The sequence below is a fragment of the Paracidovorax cattleyae genome (assembly GCF_900104515.1).
GTDB classification, from domain to species: Bacteria; Pseudomonadota; Gammaproteobacteria; order Burkholderiales; family Burkholderiaceae_C; genus Paracidovorax; species Paracidovorax cattleyae.
Window position 1 is genome coordinate 1 of the sequence record NZ_FNJL01000035.1, and the last position, 22,171, is coordinate 22,171.

A 22,171-nucleotide genomic window follows, 5' to 3' on the forward strand; every position below is an offset into this window, starting at 1 on the left:
TCGCCCTGTCCAGCAACTGGTATTCCATCTGCTCGTCCGACAGGTTGTACAGGCGCTTCAAGACCAGGATGCGCACCATCACCTCGACGGGATAGGCCGGCCGACCACCCTTGCGGCCATCGCCGCGCTCGATGAGTGCATCCACCAGCCGCGCCAGCTCGGCGAAGTCGATGTGCCGCGCGATTACCTGCAACGGATCGCCCACTTCATCTCTCTTATGCTGGCGCGACGCCTCGGCAAACAGATCGAACTTCAAGGCGCTGCGAGGAGAGATCATGGTGAGGAGGACGGCTCAGGTCTTGTCGGTGAACAAGGGAGTGGCCGGGTTTTGAGAGGTTCCCAACTAGCATCGAAATCAGCACGTGACTGGGCAAGTACCACCAAGTGGTAAATAACCCACGCATGTGATGCTAGCTTCGGCACTTTTGCATAGCTTCGAGCGCAGACTGGAAATTTATCAGATGCTACCAATACAGGCAGATGTAATTATATTTACGCGCTTCAAGGCGCGTCAGTCCAGCAGAGCTAATCCGTTATCAAAATGCCATCAGCAGAGCACCGCTCAGTATTCTCGACTGGCGGAGGTCGCTCATCGAAATGCAGACGAGCGCAGCCAAGCGATAGAGTGCCGATGGCTTTAGAAACTGTGGCGAATTCCCACCGACACACCGGTAGATTTTCCGCCTGGCTGCGGCACGGCCGCCAGCAGCGAATTGCCCACACCGCCCAGCGTCACCGCGGACCTGCCCTCGTTCTTCATCCGCGCCACGTCGGCATAGACCCAGGTGCGCTTGGAGAAGTTGTAGAGGTAGCCGAAGGCGAGCTTGGCCAGGTCGTTGCCGCTGTGGCGCACGTGGTAGCGCGCGTACTGCGCGCGCAGCGTGTGGGAGCCTAGGGGCACGGTCAGGCCGGCGGCCAGGGTGTCGAATCCGAAGCTGCCGATGGACGCGCGGCCGGCCATGCGCTCCTGCTGGTAGAACAGATTGGCCGTGGCCACGCCGAAGTCGTATTCGCCGGCGACGTTGCCCAGCCGGTAGCTGTCGGCATACGACGAGGGTGCGACGGTCCGCACCACGTCCTTGAATTCGCCATAGGAGACGGCGACGTTGACCGGCCCGCGCGAGTAGCCGACGCGCGCACCGAGGTAGTTGCCGGTGTGGCGGGTGGTGGCGTTGGCCGCATTGGTCGACAGGCCGGCCGCATTGGCGACGACGGCCTTGTCCGATGGCTGCTCACCAAAGCCGTACATGGCCGAGCCGTAGAGGCCGCCCAGCCCCTCGGGCAGGAAATAGGCGACCGAGTTCGACAGCCGCTGGTAGGCGACGCTCGCACTGCCGCGTGCGGGGCCGAAGTTCTCCAGCATGCCGAAGCCGCGCTGGCGCCAGGCGTCGAACGGGTTCATGCTCAGGTAGGTCGGCGTGAAATCGCGGCCCAGGCGCATTTCGCCGAAGCGGCCGCTGAGGCTGACCGTCGAACGACGGACGAAGTTGAATCCGCCGGTGGCATTGCCGTCGTCCACCTGCAGCTCGCCTTCGAGCCAGAAGCTGGCCGCCAGGCCGCTGCCCAGGTCCTCCTTGCCGCGGAAGCCTAGGCGCGAGGTGTTGCTGCCGCCGCTCACCAGGCCGGTGACGCGGGCCGAGCCCTCGTTGCGGATGCTGGCCACGCCGGCGTCGAGCACGCCGAAGATCGTCACCGACGATTGGGCAGACACGATGCAGGGCAGCGCCGCCAACAGGGCGGCCAGGGTCGATTTCACGATGTTGTCTCCATCCAGGTTATGGTCGCGCAGTGCCGCCGGCGCATGCCGTGCGGCGCCCCTTCCGATAGGATCCGATAGCTCCTGCACCGCAGGCGCAACCTATCGGTTATCGAAGGGTGCTGAAGAATGTAGCGATTCCTCCCGTTTTCGCTCGCATCTCCAGCCCGCAAACCGTTCCATGTCATGAGATATCGGCGGCCGCCCGCGGCGGCGCGTCAGCGCAGCCCGAAGCCGACGATGTCCTCGAGCTGCGCATGCGACAGCCCGTCCACGCGGTCGAGCACCTGCACGCCCTCCGGCACGATGGCGAAGGTCGCCAGGTCGGTGTAGATGCGGTCGACCACGCCCATGCCGGTGAGCGGATAGGTGCAGCGCTCCACCAGCTTGCTCGCGCCGGCGCGGCTGCGTAGTTCCATCATCACGAAGACCTGCCGCGCACCGGTGGCCAGGTCCATCGCGCCGCCGACGGCCGGCACGGCCTGGCTGTCCAGCGTGCGCCAGTTGGCCAGGTCGCCGCGGGCCGACACCTGAAAGGCGCCGAGCACACAGATGTCGATGTGCCCGCCGCGGATCATCGTGAACGAATCACCGTGGTGGAACAGTGATGCGCCTGGCACCAGCGTGATCGGCTGCTTGCCCGCGTTGACGAGCTGGTCGTCCACCTCGCCGCCGACGGCCAGGCGCCCCGCGCCGAGGATGCCGTTCTCGCAATGGATGACGATCTCGCGGTCGGGCGGAAGGTGGTTGGCGATCTCCATCGGCTGGCCAATTCCTAGGTTGACGACGGCGCCATCCGGTATGTCGACCAGCGCGCGCCGGGCAATCTGCGCAACGGTACGGGGCCGGAATGCGGCGGCAGTCATGGCTGGGTCCTTTCGGCTGCGCTGGCGACGACCCGCTGAACGAAGACGCCGGGCGTCACGACGTGCTCCGGATCCAGGGTGCCGAGCTCCACCACCTCGTCAACCTGCACGATGGTGCAGCGCGCAGCCGTGGCCATCAGCGGCCCGAAGTTGCGGCCCGAGCCGTGGTAGGTGAGGTTGCCCCAGCGGTCGGCTCGGTGCGCGCGAATAAGCGCGTAGTCGGCATGCAGCGGCAGCTCGAAGATCTGCGGCACGCCATCGAGCACGCGGGTCTCCTTGCCTTCGGCCAGCTCGGTGCCGGCACCGGTAGGCGTGAAGAAGCCGCCGATGCCTGCGCCGCCGGCCCGGATGCGCTCGGCCAGCGTACCCTGCGGCACCAGCTCGAGCGCGAGCCGGCCCTGCAGGTACAGCGTGTCGAACGCGGTGGAGCCAGCCTGGCGCGGAAAGGAGCAGACCACCTTCGACACCTGGCCGGCTAGCACCAGCTGGGCGATGCCGGTAGTGCCGCTGCCGGCGTTGTTGCTGATGATGGTGAGCGACCGCAGGCCGCGGACTGCGAGGGCGTCGAGCAGTTCGTAGGGCAGCCCGGCCCCGCCGAAGCCCGAGACCATGATGCGGGCGCCGTCGGGTATGTCGGCCACGGCCGCCGCGAGCGTGGGAACTTGCTTGTCGATCATGAGGAGGTGTCCTGGTGAGAATGCAGGGGCGCGAACACCGGCAGGCGCAGGCTGCCGCCCGCCGGCTCGAAGGCGACGGCGACTTCCTGGCCGATGGCCAGCGCGTGCGGGTCGGCGCCGACGATGTGGGTCAGCAGCATCGGCCCTTCGTCGAGCGTCACGTAGGCGATCGCGCGGCGCTGCGGCGGCTTGCCGGTGACGGCGAAGCTGTAGATGCGGCCGCGGCCGCTGGCCGGCTCCCAGGCCGTGGTGCCAGGGCAGAACGGGCAGTGCGGCCGCGGATACCAGTGGGCCTTGCCGCAGGCGGTGCAGCGGCGGATCAGCAGGTGGCCGGCTTCGGCCGCGGCATGGAACGGCTCCAGCCCCGGGTTTGCGGCCCACAGGGCCGCGGCGGTGTCGTCGGACAGCAGCATGGTGTCTCCCCTCAGTGCCTCTCGAGGATCAGCGTCGCGCTGCCGTGGCGGCTCGCCAGGTTGCCGCCGGTGCCGTGCACCAGCGCCAGCGCGCAGTCCGGCACCTGCACGGCCGGGTGCGCCTCGCCGCGCAGCTGGCGCACGGCCTCGATCACCTTGGTCATGCCGCCGCGGTTGGCCGGATGGTTGTTGCACAGGCCCCCGCCGTCGGTGTTGACCGGCAGGCGGCCCACGCCGGCGATGAGCTGGCCGTCCTCCACGAAGCGGCCGCCCTCGCCCTTGGCACAGAAGCCCAGGTCCTCGAGCTGCATTAGCACCGTGATGGTGAAGCTGTCGTAGATCGAGGCGTACTGGATGTCGCGCGGTGCGAGCCGGGCCTGCGCAAAGGCTGCGGCGCCGGAGCGCACCGCGCCGGTGTGCGTCAGTCCGCGATAGCCGCCCTGGGTGTGCTCGATGGTCTCGCCGTGGCCGCGCAGGGCCACGAACGGGCGGCCTGCCTGGCGGGCGATCTCGGGGCGGGCCAACACGACCGCGCCGCCGCCGTCGCTGACCACGCAGCAGTCGAGCCGGTGCAGCGGATCGGCCACCAGCGGCGATGCGAGCACCTCCTCCACCGTGACCGGCTTGGGCAGCATGGCATGCGGGTTGTGCTGCGCATGGTGCGATGCGGCCACCTTGACCCAGGCCAGCTGCTGCGGCGTGGTGCCGTGGTCGTGCATGTGCCGGCGGGCGCACATGGCATAGCCGTTGGCATTGGCTAGGCCGTAGGGATACTCCCAGAGCGCATCGGGCGCGTCGGCGCTGCGCAGGCGCGCCTGCGTGCCGGTGGCCACGCCCTCGCTGCGCGGCCGGCCGGCCAGCGTGACCAGCGCCACGTCGCAGCGCCCGTCGGCGATGGCACCGGCCGCATGGGCCACCAGCGACAGATACGAGGCGCCGCCCACGTCGGTGTTCTCGAAGCACCGCAGCCGCAGGTTGAGGTAGTCGGCCATCGAGGTCGGCCCTAGGCCCGGCGCGTCGCCCGAGCAGAAGTAGCCATCGACCTGGCTGCGGTCCAGGCCGGCGTCGGCCAGCGCGCCGGCCGCCACCTCGGCATGCAGCTGCGCGACCGAATGGTCCGGCGCCAGCCGCAGCGGATGTTCGTAGGCGCCGACGATGCAGGCCGCGGCGCCGCGGACATGCGCGCTCATTTCTCGGGCCTGATATGGGCCGCGCGCACCACCTCGCCCATCGTCTGGTAGTCGGTCTGCAGCTGGGCCTGGAACTGCTCGGGTGTGCCGGCGTTGGACTGGAAGCCGTTGGCCTTGAGCCGGGCCTGCATGTCGGGCGACTCGGCTGCGGCCTGCACGGCCTCGGCGATCTTGCGGGCGACGGCCGGCGGCAGGCCCTTGGGTGCGTAAATGCCCTGGAAGGTGTTGAGGTCCTTCCAGCCCGGCAGGGTCTCGCCGAGCGCCGGGGTGTCCGGCATGAGCGCGAAGCGCTTCTGCGAGCTCACCGCCAGCAGCCGGGCCTTGCCGGCCTTGAGCAACGGCTCGATGCTGGTCAGGCTGCCGTAGAGCACGTGCAGCTGGCCGCCGGCCAGGTCGGTGCCAGCCTGGGCCGTGCCCTTGTACGGCACGTGCACCATCTTCACGCCGGCGAGCCTGGCGAAGTTCTCGCCGATCATGCGCTGCAGCGACGAATTGCCGGCCGAGCCGAAGCCGATCTCGCCGGGACGGGCCTTGCCCAGGGCGATCAGCTCGGCCACGCTGCCGACCTTGAGCGTGGAGGAGACGGCCATCACCATGGGCGCGATTGACACGCCGGCCACCGCATCGAGGTCGCGCTGCGCGCTGACCGAGGCCTTCGGGTGCATGTACGGGAAGATCGAGTACAGCGCATTCGGTCCATACAACAGGGTGTAGCCATCCGCAGGTGCCTTGGCGACGGCGTCCGCGCCCAGCAGCCCGTCGGCGCCCGGCTTGTTGTCGACGACGACCGGCTGGCCCCAGCGGCCGGCCAGCTGCTGCGCCAGGGCCCGGCCCAGCACGTCGGCGCTGCCGCCGGGCGTATAGGGCACGACCAGGCGGATCGGCTTGTTCGGGAACGCGGCCGCGTCCTGGGCATGGACGGCGGGGGCGGCGAAGGCGCAGCCTGCCAGCAGGGCGGCTGCGATGTGCTTGGCGATGGTCATGGCGTGCTTCCTCTGTTGTGTTTTTTTCGTGATGGAAGGCAGGCTCACTGCGGCTCGATCTGCGCCTTGCGGGCCACGCTGGACCAGGTCGCGACCTCGTCCTTGAGCATGCGCGAGAACTCGGCCGGGCCCTGCCCTTCGGGCGCGGCGCCGATGGCGTCCATAGCAGTGCGGAAGTCCGGCTTGCGCAGCTCCGCGGTGATCGCGTCGTGGAGCTTCGCGGTCACGCCGTCCGGCAGGCCCCTGGGGCCCAGCACGCCGAACCAGGGCATCACCTTGTAGTTCGGCAGCCCGGCCTCGGCGAAGGTCGGCACGTTCGGGATGGCCGGCTGGCGCCTGGTGCCGCTGACCGCGAGCGGACGCAGCCCGCCCTGCTTGATCTGGCCGGCCACGCTGGGCATGCCGGAGATCAGCGCCTGCACCGTGCCGCTGAGCACGGCCGCCAGCACCTCGCCCGAGCCCTTGTACGGCACTGCCACGAAGTTGCCCTGCGCCTGATCGGCCAGCAACTCGAACGCCAGGTGGACGGCGCCGCCATAGCCGCCCGCGCCATACGGCATCGGCGCGCTGCCCTTCTTCGATGCGCTGACCAGGTCGGCCAGCGTCTTGTACGGCGCGTTCTGTGCCACCACCAGCACCACCGGCGTGCTGGCCACCAGCGTGACCGGCGTGAAGTCGGCCACCGGGTCGAACTTGCGCTTCTTGAACAGCGACGGCGTGATGGCGAAGGTGTTGTCGGTCAACATCAGCGTGTAGCCATCGGCCGGCGCACGCATCACGTCCAGAGCGCCAAGCGTGCCGGTGGCGCCCGGCTTGTTGTCGACGAAGAAGCTCTGGCCGAGCGAGGTCGACAGGCGTGCCATCAGCAGGCGCGCGATCTGGTCCGACGTGCCGCCGGCCGGGTACGGCACGACGACGCGCACGGTGCGCTCCGGCCAGGCCTGGGCCTGCGCTGCGCCGCCGCCGGCGGCCAGCAGCGCCGCGGCCAGCAGGTCACGGCGGGAGAGGGTCGGCATGGCGGCGATGGATGCCGCTCCTGCCCGTTGCTTTGTCATGTCTTGTCTCCTTCTTGGTATCGGCGAAAGCGGGTTCAGTGCCCGGGGGTGTCTGGCCGCAACAGCCGCAGCGGCCGGCCGTCGAGGAAGGCCGCGAGGTTCTCCACCGTGTCCTCGTAGAACGGCCGCAGTAGCTCCTCGACCGTGTAGCCCAGGTGCGGCGTGAGCACCACGTTGGGCAGCCGGCGCAGCGGGTCGCCGGCCGGCAGCGGCTCCACGTCGAAGGTGTCCAGCCCGGCGCCGGCGATGCGCCCGGCCTGCAGCGCCTCGACCAGCGCGGCGCGGTCGATCAGCGGGCCGCGCGAGGTGTTGACGATAACCGCGTGCGGCTGCATGGCGGCCAGCTCCTGCGCGCCGACGATGTGGCGGCTGCGTTCGGACAGCACCAGGTGCAGGCTGATGAAGTCGCTGCGCGCGAACAGCTCCTGCTTGTCCACCCGCCGGCAGCCGGCCGCCTGCGCGGCCTCGTCGGTGAGGTTCTGGCTCCAGGCGACCACGTCCATGCCGAAGGCCCTGGCCACCGGCACCATGCGCCTGCCGAGCCGCCCCAGGCCGAGCAGGCCCAGCGTGCGGCCGCCGAGCGCCGTGCCCAGCGTGGTCTGCCAGCGGCCCTCGCGCATGTTGGCGAACTCCTGCGGCAGGTGCCGCGCCAGCGCCAGGATGAGCCCCCAGGCCAGCTCGGCCGTGGCGCCCAGGCCGTCGCCGCGCCGCTCGGTGTGCGAGACGACGATGCCGCGGCCCAGCGCGGCCTCCAGGTCCAGCGTGCGGTTGCGGATGCCGGTGACCGCGATGAAGCGCAGCCGCGGCAGCCGCTCGATCAGGCTCGCCGGAAAGGCCATGCGTTCGCGCAGCAGGCAGACGGCGTCGAAGTCCTGCAGCGCCGCCACCGCCTCGTCCTCCTCCAGGTGGCGGTCGAAGGAGACCAGCTCGCAGCGCTGCTGCAGCGCCGACCAGTCGGCCATGCGCAGCGCGATGCCCTGGTAGTCGTCCAGGATGGCGACACGCGGCTTCATGCGCCCTGCCCCGCGAGCCGGAAGCGGGGGATGGTCACCTCAGGCGTGACCGGGTCGAACACGACCTCCAGCCGGTCGCCGACCTTCACCGCGTCGTTGGGCACGCCGACCACGTTGCTGTACATGCGCGGGCCCTCCTCCAGCTGCACCAGTGCGACGTTGTAGGGCACGTCCTGGGCGAAGGCCTTGTTGTAGACCTGGTGGAACACGATGTACGAGAACACCGTGCCGCGGCCGCTCAGCGTCTGCCAGTGGTAGCTGTCGCTCAGGCAGCGCGGGCAGACGTGGTTGATCGGAAAGCGCACGTGGCCGCAGTCGTCGCACTGCTGCATGCTCAGGCGGTTGTCGCGGCAGGCCTCCCAGAACGGGCGGTTCTCGTCGTTCAGCGTCGGCAGCGGCTTGGTGTATTCGGGGGTAGTGGTGCTCATGTTCAGCCCTTGCTCAGGATGGTTGCGTTCGCGCAGTTGAGCGCCTGGCCGCGGCCGGTAACCAGGCAGACCTCGGCGCCCTGCACCTGGCGCGGCCCGCATTCGCCGCGCATCTGGCGCACGCCCTCGACGATGTGCAGCCAGCCCTCCATGTACGACTCTGACAGGTTGCCGCCGGCGGTGTTGATCGGCAGCGCGCCGCCGAGCTGGATGCGCCCGCCCTCGACGAAGGGCCCGGCCTCCCCCACCTTGCAGAAGCCGGCGTGCTCGAACCACACGAGCACGCTACTGGTGAAGTTGTCGTAGAGCTGGCAGACGTCAATGTCCTGAGGGCCCACGCCGGCCATCGCATAGGCATCTCCCACGGCCTGCTTCTGGTGCGGCACGTACCACCAGTCCTCGCGCTCCATGTTCTCGGTGGTGTAGGCCTGGCCCATGCCGGAGATGGTGACCAGCGGCTTTTTCAGGTCCTTCGCGCGTTCCTTCGTGGTCACGATGATGCATACCGCGCCGTCGGAGATCAGGCAGCAGTCCAGCAGGTGCAGCGGCTCGACGATGAAGCGCGAGGCCTGGTGGTCCTCGATCGTGATCGGCGTCTGCATCACCGCCTCGGGGTTCATCGACGCGTGCCTGCGGCAGGCCACGGCGATCTCGCCGAGCTGGCGGCTCGTGGTGCCGTAGAGCGCCATGTGGCGCGATGCGGTAATGGCGCTGTTTGCCGCCGCGGCCATGAAGCCCCAGATGCCCCAGGAATCGCCCCAGCCCGAGGCCCGGTTGAACTTGTTGCCGCCGGTGGCGGCGCAGTCGCCGAAGATGCAGGCGACGTAGTTGGCAAAGCCGGCGTTGACCGCGAGCGCGGCCTCATGCAGCAGCGCACCCGCGGTGCCGCCGCCCATGTTCTTGCTGCCGGTGTAGCGCGGGTTGATACCCACCGTCTCGCCCAAGCGCAGGTAGTTGAGCGCGACTTCGGGCGAGACCGTGCCGGGCATGGTCAGGATGCCGTCGATCTGCTCCTTCTTCAGCCCGCAGTCGTCCAGCGCGCGCTTGAAGGCCTCGGTGGCCAGGGTGATAGGCGTGTCGCCCGGCAGCTTGCCCTGCCGGCTCGCGCCGACGCCGGCGATGGCGGTCTTGTCTTTGAGTGGATGCATGGAAGGTCTCGTGACGGGAAAGGCGGCGGTGGCGTAGCTCAGCGGCCGCGGAACTGCGGCGTGCGCTTCTCGGCGAAGGCCTTGCGGCCCTCGATGCGGTCTTCGCTGGCGTAGAGCAGGCCGAAGGCATTGCGCTCGGCGTCCATCGCCGCGTCCAGCGGCATGTCCTGCCCCTGCAGCACCATGCGCTTGACCGCACGCACCGACAGCGGCGCGTTGCCGGCGATCTTGCGGGCCAGCACCTGCGCCGCCTCGACCAGCTCGGCCTGCGGGTGGACGCGGCTGACCAGGCCGGTGCGCAGGGCCTCGGCCGCGTCCACGCGGTCGCCGGTCAGCAGCATTAGCATGGCGTCGGAGCGGCCGATGTAGCGCGGCAGGCGCACCGTGCCACCGGCGCCCGGCATGCTGCCGACCTTGACCTCCGACAGCGCGAACTGCGCGTTCTCCGAGCAGATGCGAATGTCGCAGGCCAGCGCCAGCTCCAGCCCGCCGCCCATCGCATAGCCGTTGATGGCGGCGATTAACGGCTTGTCAGTGCGCAGGTTGGCGATCAGCGAGCCGGCGCCCGGCACGTCGCCGTAGACCTGCTGGGCCGGCGTCTCGGGCGGCGGCAACGTCTTCTTCAGGTCGGAGCCGGTGCAAAACGACTTCTCCCCGGCGCCGGTGACCACGGCCACGCGGATCTGCGGATCGGTGCGGATGCGGTCCCAGGCGGCAAAGAGCTCCAGGCGCATCTCGGGGTCCACGGCGTTCAGCGCCTCGGGGCGGTTGAGCAGGACGGTGGCGACGTGGTCGTCCACGGTGAATTCGACAAGTGCCATCGGTGTGGTTCTTTCTCGGTGGTATCGGTGCTATCAGTGCGGTGGGTGGAATGCGGTCGGGCGGCTCAGCTGAGCGCGCCCTCGGCGGTCAGCTCGGCGATCTCGCCGTCGTCCAGGCCGAGCAGCTCGGCGCAGATCTCGGCCGTGTGCTGGCCCAGCAGCGGCGCCGGCCGCCGCACGCCCGAGGGCGAGCGCCGGGTGCGGAAGGGCTGGGCGTTGTAGAGCGACGGACCCATCTCCGGATGGTCCAGCGTGAGCCAGTGGCCGCGGTGGGCCAGTTGCGGGTCGGCGATCACGTCGGCCGCGGTGCCGACGCCGGCCGCCGGTATGCCGCGAGCCTGCAGCGTCTGCACGAGCTCGGCCACGTCGCGGTCGGCGGTCTCGGCCGACAGCAGCGTGCGCAGCGCATCGGCCTGCGCGCGGCGCCCTTCGCCGGCGGCGAAGCGGGATTCGGCCATCCAGGCCGGACGACCCAGGGCCTCGCCCAGCGCGCGCCATTGCGCATCGCCGTGGATGCCGATGGCGATCCAGCGGTCGTCGCCGCGGCACGGGAAGGCGTCGTAGGGTGCCGCCTGGTCCAGGCTGGCATTGCCGCACGGCTGGCCGTCCACGCCGTTGACGGTGTAGTCCAGCACTGCCGGACCCAGCAGCGCCACCGTGGGCTCGGTCTGCGCCATGTCGATGTGTTGGCCCTGCCCGGTGCGGCGCCGGTGGCGCAGCGCTGCCAGCACCGCAAAGGTGGCATGGCAGGGGTTGGGCAGGTGGTCCGGGTAGTTGGTTCCGGTGCCCGCGGGCTCGCGGCCGGGCAGGCCCGACAGATGCTGGATGCCGGTCACCGCGGCCATCGTGGCCCCGTAGCCCAGGTAGTCCTTCTCGGGCCCGGAGCCGCCCTGCATCGACATGGCCAGGTAGACGATGTCGGGCTTGATGGCCTTGACGGCCTCGTAGCCCAGGCCGAAGCGCTCCATTACGCCGGGCGTGAAGTTGTTGGCGATGACGTCGCTCTGGCGGATCAGCCGCGTCACCAGCTCCAGCGCGCGCCCATGCTTCATGTTGAGCGTGAGGCTGCGCTTGCCGGAGTTGCGGTCGGCGAAGTAGCCGCTGCGGTTGACGCCCCTGATGCCGTCCTTGTACGGGGCGGCCAGGCGCAGCGAGTCGATGCGGCCGGTGCTTTCGATCTTGACCACGTCGGCCCCGGCGTCGGCCAGGATCTTGGTGGTGTAGGAGCCGGCGCCGATCCAGGTGAAATCGGTCACGCGGATGCCCGCCAGGGGCGCGGTTTGCGGTGTGCTCATCAGAAGGCTCCTTCCACGGCGGCCGCCGGCTCGGGCTGCAGGCCCAACTCGGCGAAGACCGCCGCGTTGTCCTGGCCCAGCGTGGGCGCCGGCCCGCGCAGGCGCCACGGCGTGGCGGCGAGCCGGTACGGCGCGCCCGGCATGCGCATGCCGGCGTCGAGCGCCGGATGGGGCACGTCCACGAAGTAGCCGCGCGCGGCCAGCTGGGCGCTGGCGGCCAGGTCGGCCGGAGTCTGGATCGCGGCCACCGGCACGTGCCGGCGCTGGCCTTCGGCATAGAGCCGGGCCTTGGGCTGGCTCCGTGCCCAGGCGCCGAAGACCTCCATGAAGATGGCCTTGGCCTCGTCGGACTCCAGGTACTCGGTGCGGGTCCATTCCTCGCCCAGCAGGCGCTCCAGGCCGGGAACGCCCTCCTCGCGGAACCATTGCAGCGTGAGCTGCCAAAAGCGGTTGGCGCCGATGCCGCCGGCCATCATGTAGACGTGGCCGTCGGCACAGGCATAGACGCCGGTGCCGGCAAAGCGCTGGCGGCCGGCGCTGCGCTTGCGCACCGTGCCCTCCAGGTCGTAGAACTGCACCGCGTTCTCCATCGCGAGCACCATGCACTCCTGCATGGATACGTCCACCTGGTCGCCCTGGCCGGTGCGCTCGGCCTGGGTCAGGGCGATCATGGAAGCCACTGCGCCGAACATGCTGGCGCCGGCATAGCCCTGCTCCGAGCAGGCACCGACCGGCTGCGAATCCGGGTAGCCGCCCAGGTAGAGGAAGCCACCGGCGGCGATGCCGGTCAGGTCGTCGGCTGCATAGTGCGCATACGGGCCGTCCTGGCCGAAGCCGGTGATGCTGGTCATGACCAGCGCGGGGCGCAGCCGCGACAGGGCCTCGTAGCCGCAGCCCAGGCTGTCGAGCAGGCCCGGGCGCTCGCATTCGATCACCAGGTCGGCCGTGGCCGCCAGCCGCCGGAAGGCCTCGGCGCCCTTGGGGCTGTGCAGGTCCAGCGTGATGCCGCGCTTGCTGGTATTGAGGTAGCTGAACGACAGGCTGTGCGTGGCGCCGGCGGTGCTGCCGGGCTCGCCGCCGATGAAGGGGCCGAAGCCGCGGCTGGCGGCGCCCTGCGGCGGCTCGACCAGGATGACCTCGGCACCGAGCTCGGCGAACATCTTTGCGCAGTAGTGGCCCAGCGGGCTGGCCAGTTCCACGACCCGCAGGCCGTCGAGGGCGCCCGGCGGCAGGCCGGCGATGGTGGGGGACGAAGGCATGGTGGGCGACCTCCTCAGTGGTGCAGGCGCCGGACCAGCGCAGCCACGTCCGGGCATTCCTCGAGCGCGCGCAGCTCGCCGTAGGCGGCGCGGGCCTGGGCCTCGGGCAGCCGGGCCGCGGTGGCGCAGTCCTCGAACTTGGCGGACATGTCGTCCCAGGTCAGCTCGCGCGAGGGATGGCCCGGGGCCTTGTCGATGCGCAGCGTGGCCTTGCGGCCGTCCACCCGCTCCATCTCGACGATGACCCAGCCGCGGCTGCCGGAGCTGCGGGTGTCGTAGATCGCGTCCTCGGTGTCGCGGCAGGCCTCGTCCTCGAAGGCGTCGATGCGGTCGTAGAGCGCCGCGATCTCCGGGCGCCGCACGGCCGCGTCGGTGAACGTGGCCAGGGTGTAGGCCCCGTCGAGCAGGCCGGCGGCCAGCGGATACGGCAGGCTGAACTTGCCCTCGAGTCCGGTCACCGGACGCGGATAGGTCAGTACCAGCATGCCGCCGGGCGGCATGCGGCAGGTGATGCGAGCCACCTGGGCGGCATCGGTCACGCCGAGCTCATCGCGCAAGCGCAGCACGCCGTCCATCGCGCGGTGCGAGGCATAGCAGCAGGCGAACTTCTTGAGCGCAATGCCCGGCTCCGAGATGACCCAGGCGTCCTGGTCCAGCTCGTTGATGGCTACCTGCGGATCGGACTGGGCCACGCCGAGCGCCGCATAGAAGCCGGACTTGGCTTCCAGCACGTCCGGTGCGGCGGTGAAGCCGCAGCAGGCCATGCGCACCGCCGCCAGCGCATTGCGTGCGGCCAGGCCGGTGTGCAGCGGCTTGGTCATGGTGCCGAAGTTGCGGCGCAGGCCACTGGCCATCGAGGCCGCGATGCCGAAGGCGGTGCGGGTGGACTCCACGTCCAGTCCCCAGGCCTTGCAGAGCGCGGCCACGGCCGAGAAGGTGCCGAGCGTGCCGGTGCCGTGGAAGCCGCGCTGGTAATGGCCTACGGTGATGCCCTGCGCAATGCGCGCGCCGGCCTCGATGCCGACCACGTAGGCTTCGATGAAGCGGGCGCCGTCGAGCGGATGGCCGCGCAGGTCGGCGATCAGCGCGGCCACGATGATGGCGCTCGGGTGCGCCGGCATCATCGACAGCACGTCGTCGAAGTCCAGCGCATGGCCGAAGGTGCCGTTGATGAGCGCCGACACCTCGGCGCTCGCGCGGTGGCGGGTGCCCAGGATGGGTGTGCCGTCGGCCGGCTCGGCGCCGTCGAGCGCCAGGTACTTCAGCAGCGGCTCCTCCACCTCGCTGTCGGCGCCGGAGAGGATGACAGCGAAGGTGTCGACGATGACCTTCTTGGCCTTGTCCAGCGCGTCGGCGGGGAATTGGTCGGAGCGCGCCTGCTGGATGAAGCGCGCGACGTGTTCGGTGAGACCTGTCATGGTTGCGGTGCGGAGTGGTTCGTTGGGGACGCTGCGGGCAGCGGCGCGACGGCGCAGGCCGGGGCCAGCGCACGCAGCGCGTCGAAGACGGTGCGGTCCAGCGCAATGCCGCTGGCCTGGTGCCGGCGGCGCAGTTCTACGGCGCGCTCGGACGGGATGCGGATGGCGTCCACGCCGGGCTGGCGCGGCGTGGCGCGGATGCGCTCGATCTCCTCGCGCAGCTGGTTGCGGAAGGTCTCCAGCGGCAGCAGCAGATCGGGCTTCATCGCCAGCAGCAGGTAGCCGTAGTCCTTGTCGGCGTTGAAGCCGGAGCCGGCGAATACGCCGAGCGCCTGCACCGCCAGCGCCAGGGCGAAGCCCTTGTGGCCGCCGAACGGCAGCAGCGCCCCGGCGCGGGCCACGTGCGGATCGGTGGTGGGCCGGCCCTCGCTGTCGATGGCCACGCCAGCCGGCAGCGGCTCGCCGGTGCGTTCGCGCAGCGCGAGCTCGGTGGACATGAAGGCCGCCGTGCCCAGGTCGATCACCAGCGGCTCGCCGTCGATCGGGAAGCCGAACGACAGCGGGTTGGTGCCCAACATGCGCGCGATGCCGCCGGGCGGCGCTACGTGGCGCGCCGAGCTCACCGTGTGGATGCCGATCAGGCCGGCGCGCGCGATGCGCTCCACATAGTAGGCGCCGCGGCCGCTGGTCCAGCTGTTTGTCATGCCGACCACCGCGACGCCGAGCGCCTGCGCCTTGCCGATGGCGATGTCGGTGGCCTGCCGCATGGCCAGCATGCCGGTGGTGTTGCCGCCGTCCAGCAGCACCGACACCGGTGTCTCGTGCAGCGCCTTGAGCGGCGTGCGCGGCCGGCCAGCCTTGGACTTCTCGAGGATGTTCAGGATCTTGGGCAGGCCGGAATACTCGTAGCCGCACAGCGCCGCGTCGATCACGTGGTCGGCGATGGTCTCGGCCTCGCCGGCGCTGTAGCCGTGGTTGCGCAGCACCGCCTCTGCGAGTGCGCGGCCATCGGCGACAGCCAAGCGGACCTTGTCCTCGGCGGCCGGCGGCGTGGGGGTAGAGATGCTCATGGAGTCGCTCGCATCCGCCGTCAGTCGGCCGTGGCGCCGGTGTCCTTGACCACCTGGCCCCACTTCTTGAGCTCGCTCTGGATGAAGCCCTTGAACTCGGTCGGCGTGGAGCCCCGTGGCTCGGCGCCGGCGCTGGCCAGCTGGGCGCGGATCTCGGGCGATTCGAGGGCCTTGCGGATCGTGCGGCTCAGCAGGTCGGCCACCGGCGCCGGCGTGCCCTTGGAGGCCACGATGCCCCACCAGACGGTCGCGTCGAAGCCGGGCGAGGATTCGGCGATGGTCGGCAGCTCCGGCAGCAGCACCGAGCGCTTGGGGGTGGACACGGCCAGCGGCACCAGCTGTCCCGACTTGATGTAGGGCGCAACGGCGATGATGTTGCCGAAGCTCATGCTGGTCTGCCCGCCCAGGAGGTCGGTCATCATCGGGCCGGTGCCGCGGTAGGGCACGTGCACCATGTCCAGCCCGAAGGCGTTGGCGAACATGGCGCCGGCCAGCTGCTGCGAGCTGCCTGCGCCGTTGGAGCCGTAGGTCACCTTGCCCGGATGGGCCTTGGCATAGGCCACCAGCTCCTTGACGCTCTTGACCTTCAGCGAGGGGTGGACCACCAGCACGTTCGGCGAAGTGCCGACGAGCGAGACCGGCACGAAGTCGTTCACCGCGTCGTAGGGCATCTTCTTGTACAGCGACGAATTGATGCCGTGGCTGCCGACGTTGGCCATCATCAGCGTATAGCCGTCGGGCCCGGCCTTGGCCACGTATTCGCCGGCGATCAGGCCGTTGGCACCGGCCTTGTTGTCGACGATGACCGGCTGGCCGAGCGCTTCGCTGATCTTCTGGCCAACGGCGCGCGAGACGGTGTCGTTGCCGCCGCCCGGCGGGTAGGGAACGACCAAGCGGATCGGCCGGTCGGGATAGGAGCCGTGGCCCTGGGCGAAGGCAGTGCCGGCCGCAGCGGCCAGGACAAGGGTGGACACGGTGAGCTTGAGAAGCGATTTCATGGCGGTCTCCGGTGAGATGCGGGATACGTCTTTTGGGATGTGTCGTTGTTCTGTCGAAGGCAAGGCTCCGCCCGGGCGTGCCGCACTGGCACGCCGGGGAGGATGGCGAGAGGGGGCGGCGCCGGGGGCGCAGGCGGCCTAGCCGGCGGGCGGCGTGCGCACGTAGGCGATGCCGTCCATGATCCGCCGCGCGGTGCGCGAGTACGAGGCCTCCCGGACCTCGCCGTCGGGCGCCATCTCGATGCGCACCGGAAACACGCCGGTCGGGTGGCCGATGCGGACCACGCCGTCGCCGAAGTGGCGCGCCACCTGGTGGACCACGGTGCCCGGCAGGTTGGCCGCAACGGCGGTGCAGACGGCGCCGGTGGCCGCGAAGGCGCGGTGCAGGCGCGGCGGCGGGCCGCCGACGCGGCGAGCCACGAAGCTCACCTCCGAGGCCGGCACGGTCTGCTTGGTCATGAAGTCCACATAGTCGGCCGGGGCCGCCACCGCAACAGGGTGCGGCAGCCGCGACTCGGGCGCGAGGCCCACGTGGGCTGCGGCCGCGTTGCGCACCGCCCAGAAGAGGTCCAACAGCTCGGGCGTGAAGGCCTCGGGGCCTTCGGTTCCGGCAATGCCGAGGTCGCGGGCATGGAAGTAGCACGTGGCCTTGGCCACGTCGACGATCGACACCTCGATCTCGCGGCCCAGCTCGGGGATGAACAGCATGTCCGACGCATTGCCGCTCGGCAGGATCTTTCCGGTGCTCGCGCCGCTAGTGGCGGCGAAGTCCAGCCGGATCTCCGCGGCCGTGCCGGGCACGCCGGCGATGGCGTATTCGCCGCTGGCGCTCGGCGTGCCGTCCTCGGCCACCGGCACGTAGGCCACCAGCAGCTGCCGGGTGTTGGTGTTGAAGATGCGCACCCGTGTCTCGGGGTACACCGGCGCGACCAGGCCTTCCTCGATCGCGAAGGTGCCGACGCCAGCCGACAGGTTGCCGCAGTTGGCCGAATAGGAGACGTAGGGCAGGTCGATCCCGACCTGGCCGAAGGTGTAGTCCACGTCGGCATCTGCGCGCTCGCTGCGCTGCACGATGACGATCTTGCTGGTCAGGTTGTCGGCACCGCCCAGGCCGTCGATCTGGCGCGGGTCGGGGCTGCCCAGCACCTGGAGCAGCACGCTCTCGCGCTCCTTGGCATCGGTGGGCAGGTCGGATTCGTGGAAGTAGATGCCGCGGCTGGTGCCGCCGCGCATCACCACGCAGGGAACGGCGCGCTGGTGCGCCAGGCGGCGGGCCTCGGCCCGGGCTTTCTGCAGCATGGGTGCGTCTCCTTACCAGTCCAGCCGGTACTTGGCCAGCTTGTCCTCGTCCACCTCGGCGCCGATGCCCGGCACGTCGGCCACGTGCAGCCGGCCCTCGCGGATGTCGATGGGCCGGGCCAGCAGGTCGTCCTCCTGCTTGAGCGGCGTGGACAGGTCGGCCGGATAGCTGACCGAGCGGAAGGCGGCGGCGAAGTGCGCGCTGGCCACTGCGCCGATCCCCGAGACGCCCTGCGAGCCGATCCAGCACGGCAGGCCGTAGGCCTCGGCCGCATGCACGATGCGGGTTGACTCGTACATGCCGGTGCGGGCGATCTTGATGCCCATGACGCCGATGGCGCCATCCTGCAGTTCGCGCCGCACGTCGGTCAGCGAGAAAACGCTGTCGTCGGCCAGCAGCGGCGTGGCCACAGCGTCGGCCACCTTCTTGCGCCACTGGCCCAGGCCGATGGCCACCGGCTCCTCGGCCATCGCCAGGTTGTAGGGCTCCATCGCGCGGATGGTGCGGATGGCCACATCGGGCGCGTACAGCTGGTTAGCGTCGATGAAGAGCAGCGCATCGTCGCCCAGCGCCTCGCGCAGCAGCTTCATGCGGCGGATGTCGCCCGCCGGGTCGGAGCCGGCCTTGACCTTGAAGGCGCGGATGCCGTAGCGGTCGCGCACGTCGGTGGCCTCGCGCACGAACTCGGCGTCATCGGCAAAGTTCAGGCTCAGCATCCAGCTCACCTCGACCGGCCGCAGCTGTCCGCCCAGGTGGCGCGCCAGGTTTACGCCCAGCTCCTGCGCAGCCACGTCGTGCATCGCCGTGTCGACCGCCGCCTTGGCGGTCGGATTCCACGGGATCGCGGCCAGCTTGGCCTGGTAGCCCTGCACGTCCAGCGCATCGACGCCCTTGAGCATCGGCGCGAGCGTGTCGCGCACGATGTGCACGATGGAGCGCTGCGTCTCGCCATAGATGGTGGGCCGGGCCGGCGCTTCGGCGGTGCCGACCTTGCCGGACTCGGAAGTCACGCGGATCAGCACGTGGTCCTGTGCATCCCGTTTGCCGTGCGCGCCCCAGCGTGAGGCCTTCTTCAGAGGAATCCGGAACGGGATCGCCTCAATCTTCTCGATGATCATTTGGTCTCCTTGGACGTGTCCTGCGGTGTGTGCGAAGTTCACAAGGTGGAACGCCGTTCGCATCGAAAAGACTGTATTCCTAACGATCCTCGGGTTAAATCCCTGGCAGAGATTTTTGGTTCCACCCAATGGGAAACATTCCATCCGCTTCTGCCGACGTTCCGGGCACCCAGATCATCCGCCGCATCGCCACGCTGCTGCGCCTGCTGGGCGCGCGCAACCGCCAGGGCGCGCGGCTGATGGACCTGTGCCGCGACGCGGAGCTGGAGCGCTCGACCGTACACCGCATCCTGCAGGGCCTGGCCGCTGAGGGACTCGTGATGCAGGACCACAAGAGCAAGCGCTACTACCTGGGCCACTCGGTCTACGAGCTGGGGCTGACCGCCGCGCCCACGGTGCAGCTGCGCGACATCGCCCAGCCCTTCCTGCTGGCGGTGGCCGAGCAGACCGGCGACACGGTCTTCATCAGCGAGCGCGCCGGCTTCGACGGCGTGTGCTTGGACCGCAAGGACGGCGGCTATCCGATCAAAGCCTTCGTGCTGGAACCTGGCCGCCGCCGGCCGCTCACCGTGGGCTGCGGCAATCTGTCGATGCTGAGCGCGCTGGGCGACGACGAGGTTGCGCGCATCTGCATGGCCAACGCCTCGCGCATGAGCGAGAAGTACCCGCGCATTACGCCCGACGTGCTGCGCCAGCGCATCGCCACCACGCGGCGCCAGGGCTATGCGCACACCGACGTGGTCGAGACCGTGGGCGTGAGCTCGGTGGCCATGTGCATCCGCGACAAGGAGCTGCGGCCGGTCGCGGCCATCAGCGTCTCCAGCGTGAGTTCGCGGCTCGAAGGCCAGCGCGTGGCCGAGGCAGTCGCCTTCCTCGAGCATGCGGTGCGCGAGATCGAGGCCCGGCTGCCACAGGTGGCCGGCTCGCGCTTCACGCTCCGCTGAGAGAGAGAAAAGAGAACCTAGACGAGTCAGCCATGACCGCCCCTACGCCCTTCACCCGTGCGCTGGCCGAGCGCATCGCCGCGCCCCTGCCCGCCCCGCTGCCGCCGCCGGTGGCCGAGGCCTCCTGCCGCATCCTGGCCGACGCGCTGGGCGTCACGCTCGGCGGCGCCGGCAGCGAGCTGGCCGCGCCGCTCTGGCGCTACCTGCAGGCCGAGGGCGGCAGCGGTGCGGCACCGGTGCTCGGCTCGCCGCTGCGCCTGCCTCCGGCCCTGGCGGCGCTGGCCCATGCGGGCCTCGGCGCGGCGCTCGACTTCGACGACGTGCTCTCGGCCATGCCAGCGCATCCGAGCGTGTTGGTGCTGGGCGTGGCACTGGCCGCCGCGGCCGAGGCGCCGGTGAGCGGCCAGGCGCTGATCGAGGCCCACGTCGTCGGCTTAGAGGCCGGCGCGCGCATGGGCCGGCTGATGACGCTCGCCCACTACGACCAGGGCTTCCACGCCAGCGGCACGCTGGGCCTGTTCGCTGCGCTGGCCGCGTATGCGCGCCTGCTGCGGCTGCCGGCGGCTTTGGTGCAGGCAGCACTCGGCATCGGCGCCTCGATGGCCGCGGGCCTGCGGCGCAACTTCGGCACCCTGGCCAAGCCGCTGCACAGCGGCTGGGCCGCTCGCTGCGCAGTCGAGGCGGTGCGCCTGGCCGCATCGGGCCTGGGCGCCGCGCCCGATGCCATCGAAGGCCCGGCCGGCTTCGCCGATGCGTATGGCGTCGCGAGCTGTCGCGGAGAGGCGACGCTCGACGACTGGGGCCAGGCCTGGGCCGTGCATGCGCCCGGCGTGAGCCTGCGCAAGTTCGCCTGCTACAACGCGCTCCAGCGGCCGATGCAGGCCGTGCTCGACCTGCGGGCGCAGCTGGGAATCACCGACGCCCGCGCGGTGCGTCGGCTGCAATGCCGCATGCCGCCCGGCGGCATGCAGGGCGCGATCCATCCGCGCCCGGCGACCGGGCTGGAGGCCAAGTTCAGCCTGCCCTACGTGCTCGCGGCCGGCCTGCAGGACGGCGTCTACGGCCTCGCGAGCTTCGGCGATGCGGCCGTGCGGCGGCCGGAGATAGCCCGGCTGCTGGAGCGCATCGACGCCCGCGAGGATCCGCGCTGCCGCGGCGACGATCCCGACTTCGACCGGCGCACCGCCGGCGGCCGCGGCTTCGTCGAGGTCGAACTCTGGACCGAGGACGGCCGCCATGCGCTGCAGCGCATGGAACGCCCGCCAGGCCATCCGCAGCGGCCGCTGAACTGGAGCGATCTGCGCGACAAGTTCGCCGACTGCGCCGGCTTCGGCGGCTTCAACACCGAAGCCGCACTGGCCGTGTTCGACCGCCTGCGCGACCTGCCGCGCTGCGCCGATGTGTCCGCGCTGCTCGCGCCGCTGGCCCGCTGAGCCGCGTCGCCCCCCGAAGGAGACCCGCCATCATGGAATGGACGTTCGAACTGCTGCGCGCGCCTGACGGCCCGCTGCTGACAGAGGGCCCGGTGTGGACCGGCGACGCCCTGCTGTTCACCCACATCCGCGCTAGCCGCATCCTGCGGCTCGACACCGCCAGCGGCCGCATCGGCGTGTGGCGCGAAGGAACCGGCAACACCAATGGCATGGCCGTGGATGCGCAGGGCCGGCTCTACGGCTGCAGCTCCGGCCGGCGGGCCATCGTGCGGTTCGAGCGCGACGGCACCGACACCGTCGTCAGCGACCGGCTCGACGGCCGCCGCCTCAACACGCCCAACGACCTGGCCATCGATGCCCAGGGCCGCATCTGGTTCACCGACCCGTGGAACCCGGCCAACCTGGAGCCCGGCGCGGTGCAGGCGCTGGACCACTGCTCGGTGCTGCGCGCTGACCCGCAGCCCGACGGCAGCTACCGCACGGTGCGCGTCGCCGGCGGCCTGACCAAGCCCAACGGCATCCTGCTGTCGGCCGACGAACGTACGCTCTACGTGGCCGAGAGCGGCTTCGCCCGCGGCACCGCGCGGGAACTGCGGGCCTACCCGATCGCAGACGATGGCAGGCTCGGCCCTCATGCCGTGCTCTTCACGTGGGGCGAGGACCACCGCGACGTCCACCGCGGCATCGACGGCATGTGCCTGGATGCCGAAGGCAACATCGTGGCCTGCACCGGCTGGTCCAGGGCCGGGCCCGGGCCGCTGATCCAGGTGATGACGCCGCAGGGGCGCGTGCTTGAGACCCATCCCTCGCCGGTGGACATACCGACCAACTGCTGCTTCGGCGGCGCCGACCTGTCCACCTTCTACCTGACGACCTACGACGGCCACCTCTACCAGGCCCGCACCGGCCGGCGGGGCTGGCCCCTGCCGCGGCCGGCCTGAGGGCAGGCGCCCTGCCCCGCCGCCCATCCATGCTTCTTCCCCGCT

The 22,171-nt window shown here is 70.4% G+C and carries 22 protein-coding genes; 3 read left to right on the forward strand and 19 right to left on the reverse strand.

The genetic code is table 11. From position 1 onward, the window contains the following. The 19 genes from BLR05_RS26850 to BLR05_RS21870 all read right to left on the reverse strand — a co-directional run. Positions 1–274, reverse strand: a 274-nt coding sequence (locus tag BLR05_RS26850) for a transposase (protein ID WP_244160119.1), incomplete at its 3' end; no start/stop codon positions are given. 363 nt (positions 275–637) lie between these two features. Next, positions 638–1,756 (reverse strand): porin, encoded by a 1,119-nt coding sequence (locus tag BLR05_RS21785; protein WP_244160148.1) that lies wholly within the window; start codon positions 1,754–1,756, stop codon positions 638–640. Positions 1,757–1,974: 218 nt separating this feature from the next. Continuing rightward, complete coding sequence (locus BLR05_RS21790) at positions 1,975–2,622, reverse strand: 3-oxoacid CoA-transferase subunit B (protein WP_092838846.1); 648 nt, start codon at positions 2,620–2,622, stop codon at positions 1,975–1,977. Beyond that, positions 2,619–3,299, reverse strand: coding sequence for a 3-oxoacid CoA-transferase subunit A (locus BLR05_RS21795; RefSeq protein WP_092838849.1), 681 nt, complete (start codon positions 3,297–3,299; stop codon positions 2,619–2,621). Before BLR05_RS21795 ends, BLR05_RS21790 begins: the two co-directional genes overlap by 4 nt. Then, a complete protein-coding gene (locus BLR05_RS21800) occupies positions 3,296–3,712 on the reverse strand; it encodes a Zn-ribbon domain-containing OB-fold protein (RefSeq protein ID WP_092838852.1) in 417 nt (138 codons plus the stop codon). Before BLR05_RS21800 ends, BLR05_RS21795 begins: the two co-directional genes overlap by 4 nt. 11 nt (positions 3,713–3,723) lie before the next feature. Next, complete coding sequence (locus tag BLR05_RS21805; protein WP_092838855.1) at positions 3,724–4,902, reverse strand: thiolase family protein; 1,179 nt, start codon at positions 4,900–4,902, stop codon at positions 3,724–3,726. Then, entirely contained in the window at positions 4,899–5,885 is a 987-nt protein-coding gene (locus BLR05_RS21810; RefSeq protein ID WP_092838858.1) for a Bug family tripartite tricarboxylate transporter substrate binding protein, read from the reverse strand. The genes BLR05_RS21805 and BLR05_RS21810 overlap by 4 nt, the downstream gene beginning before the upstream one ends. Positions 5,886–5,929: 44 nt before the next feature. Continuing rightward, positions 5,930–6,940: a Bug family tripartite tricarboxylate transporter substrate binding protein gene (locus BLR05_RS21815; RefSeq protein ID WP_092838861.1), complete on the reverse strand. Its 1,011-nt coding sequence runs from the start codon at positions 6,938–6,940 to the stop codon at positions 5,930–5,932. 35 nt (positions 6,941–6,975) lie between these two features. After that, positions 6,976–7,953: a D-2-hydroxyacid dehydrogenase family protein gene (locus BLR05_RS21820; protein WP_092838864.1), complete on the reverse strand. Its 978-nt coding sequence runs from the start codon at positions 7,951–7,953 to the stop codon at positions 6,976–6,978. Next, positions 7,950–8,381 carry a Zn-ribbon domain-containing OB-fold protein gene (locus BLR05_RS21825; protein WP_092838867.1) on the reverse strand — a complete coding sequence of 144 codons (432 nt, stop codon included), beginning with the start codon at positions 8,379–8,381 and terminating at the stop codon, positions 7,950–7,952. The genes BLR05_RS21820 and BLR05_RS21825 overlap by 4 nt, the downstream gene beginning before the upstream one ends. Positions 8,382–8,383: 2 nt before the next feature. Next, positions 8,384–9,529 carry a thiolase family protein gene (locus BLR05_RS21830; RefSeq protein WP_092838870.1) on the reverse strand — a complete coding sequence of 382 codons (1,146 nt, stop codon included), beginning with the start codon at positions 9,527–9,529 and terminating at the stop codon, positions 8,384–8,386. A gap of 38 nt (positions 9,530–9,567) precedes the next feature. After that, entirely contained in the window at positions 9,568–10,350 is a 783-nt protein-coding gene (locus BLR05_RS21835) for an enoyl-CoA hydratase/isomerase family protein (protein WP_092838873.1), read from the reverse strand. A gap of 65 nt (positions 10,351–10,415) precedes the next feature. Then, positions 10,416–11,645 carry a CaiB/BaiF CoA transferase family protein gene (locus BLR05_RS21840; protein WP_092838876.1) on the reverse strand — a complete coding sequence of 410 codons (1,230 nt, stop codon included), beginning with the start codon at positions 11,643–11,645 and terminating at the stop codon, positions 10,416–10,418. After that, the gene (locus tag BLR05_RS21845) at positions 11,645–12,904 is read right to left on the reverse strand and encodes a CaiB/BaiF CoA transferase family protein (protein ID WP_092838879.1); all 1,260 of its coding nucleotides are present in this window, start codon (positions 12,902–12,904) and stop codon (positions 11,645–11,647) included. Before BLR05_RS21845 ends, BLR05_RS21840 begins: the two co-directional genes overlap by 1 nt. 14 nt (positions 12,905–12,918) lie before the next feature. Then, complete coding sequence (locus tag BLR05_RS21850; protein ID WP_092838882.1) at positions 12,919–14,322, reverse strand: MmgE/PrpD family protein; 1,404 nt, start codon at positions 14,320–14,322, stop codon at positions 12,919–12,921. Further along, entirely contained in the window at positions 14,319–15,392 is a 1,074-nt protein-coding gene (locus tag BLR05_RS21855) for an Ldh family oxidoreductase (RefSeq protein WP_092838885.1), read from the reverse strand. The genes BLR05_RS21850 and BLR05_RS21855 overlap by 4 nt, the downstream gene beginning before the upstream one ends. Before the next feature lie 20 nt (positions 15,393–15,412). Beyond that, a complete protein-coding gene (locus BLR05_RS21860) occupies positions 15,413–16,390 on the reverse strand; it encodes a Bug family tripartite tricarboxylate transporter substrate binding protein (protein ID WP_092838888.1) in 978 nt (325 codons plus the stop codon). A gap of 138 nt (positions 16,391–16,528) precedes the next feature. After that, a complete protein-coding gene (locus BLR05_RS21865) occupies positions 16,529–17,689 on the reverse strand; it encodes a 2-methylaconitate cis-trans isomerase PrpF family protein (RefSeq protein WP_092838890.1) in 1,161 nt (386 codons plus the stop codon). 12 nt (positions 17,690–17,701) lie between these two features. Further along, positions 17,702–18,808 (reverse strand): mandelate racemase/muconate lactonizing enzyme family protein, encoded by a 1,107-nt coding sequence (locus BLR05_RS21870; RefSeq protein WP_167361322.1) that lies wholly within the window; start codon positions 18,806–18,808, stop codon positions 17,702–17,704. 128 nt (positions 18,809–18,936) lie between these two features. Between BLR05_RS21870 and BLR05_RS21875 the strand changes: the two genes are divergently transcribed. From BLR05_RS21875 to BLR05_RS21885, 3 genes are read left to right on the forward strand one after another with little or no spacing between them, the layout of a single operon-like run. Continuing rightward, on the forward strand, positions 18,937–19,752 hold the full coding sequence (locus BLR05_RS21875; RefSeq protein WP_092838896.1) for an IclR family transcriptional regulator: 816 nt from the start codon (positions 18,937–18,939) through the stop codon (positions 19,750–19,752). Between the two features lie 32 nt (positions 19,753–19,784). Beyond that, positions 19,785–21,185 (forward strand): MmgE/PrpD family protein, encoded by a 1,401-nt coding sequence (locus tag BLR05_RS21880; protein WP_092838899.1) that lies wholly within the window; start codon positions 19,785–19,787, stop codon positions 21,183–21,185. Between the two features lie 32 nt (positions 21,186–21,217). Beyond that, the gene (locus BLR05_RS21885) at positions 21,218–22,126 is read left to right on the forward strand and encodes an SMP-30/gluconolactonase/LRE family protein (protein WP_092838902.1); all 909 of its coding nucleotides are present in this window, start codon (positions 21,218–21,220) and stop codon (positions 22,124–22,126) included. The last annotated feature ends 45 nt before the right edge of the window (positions 22,127–22,171 follow it).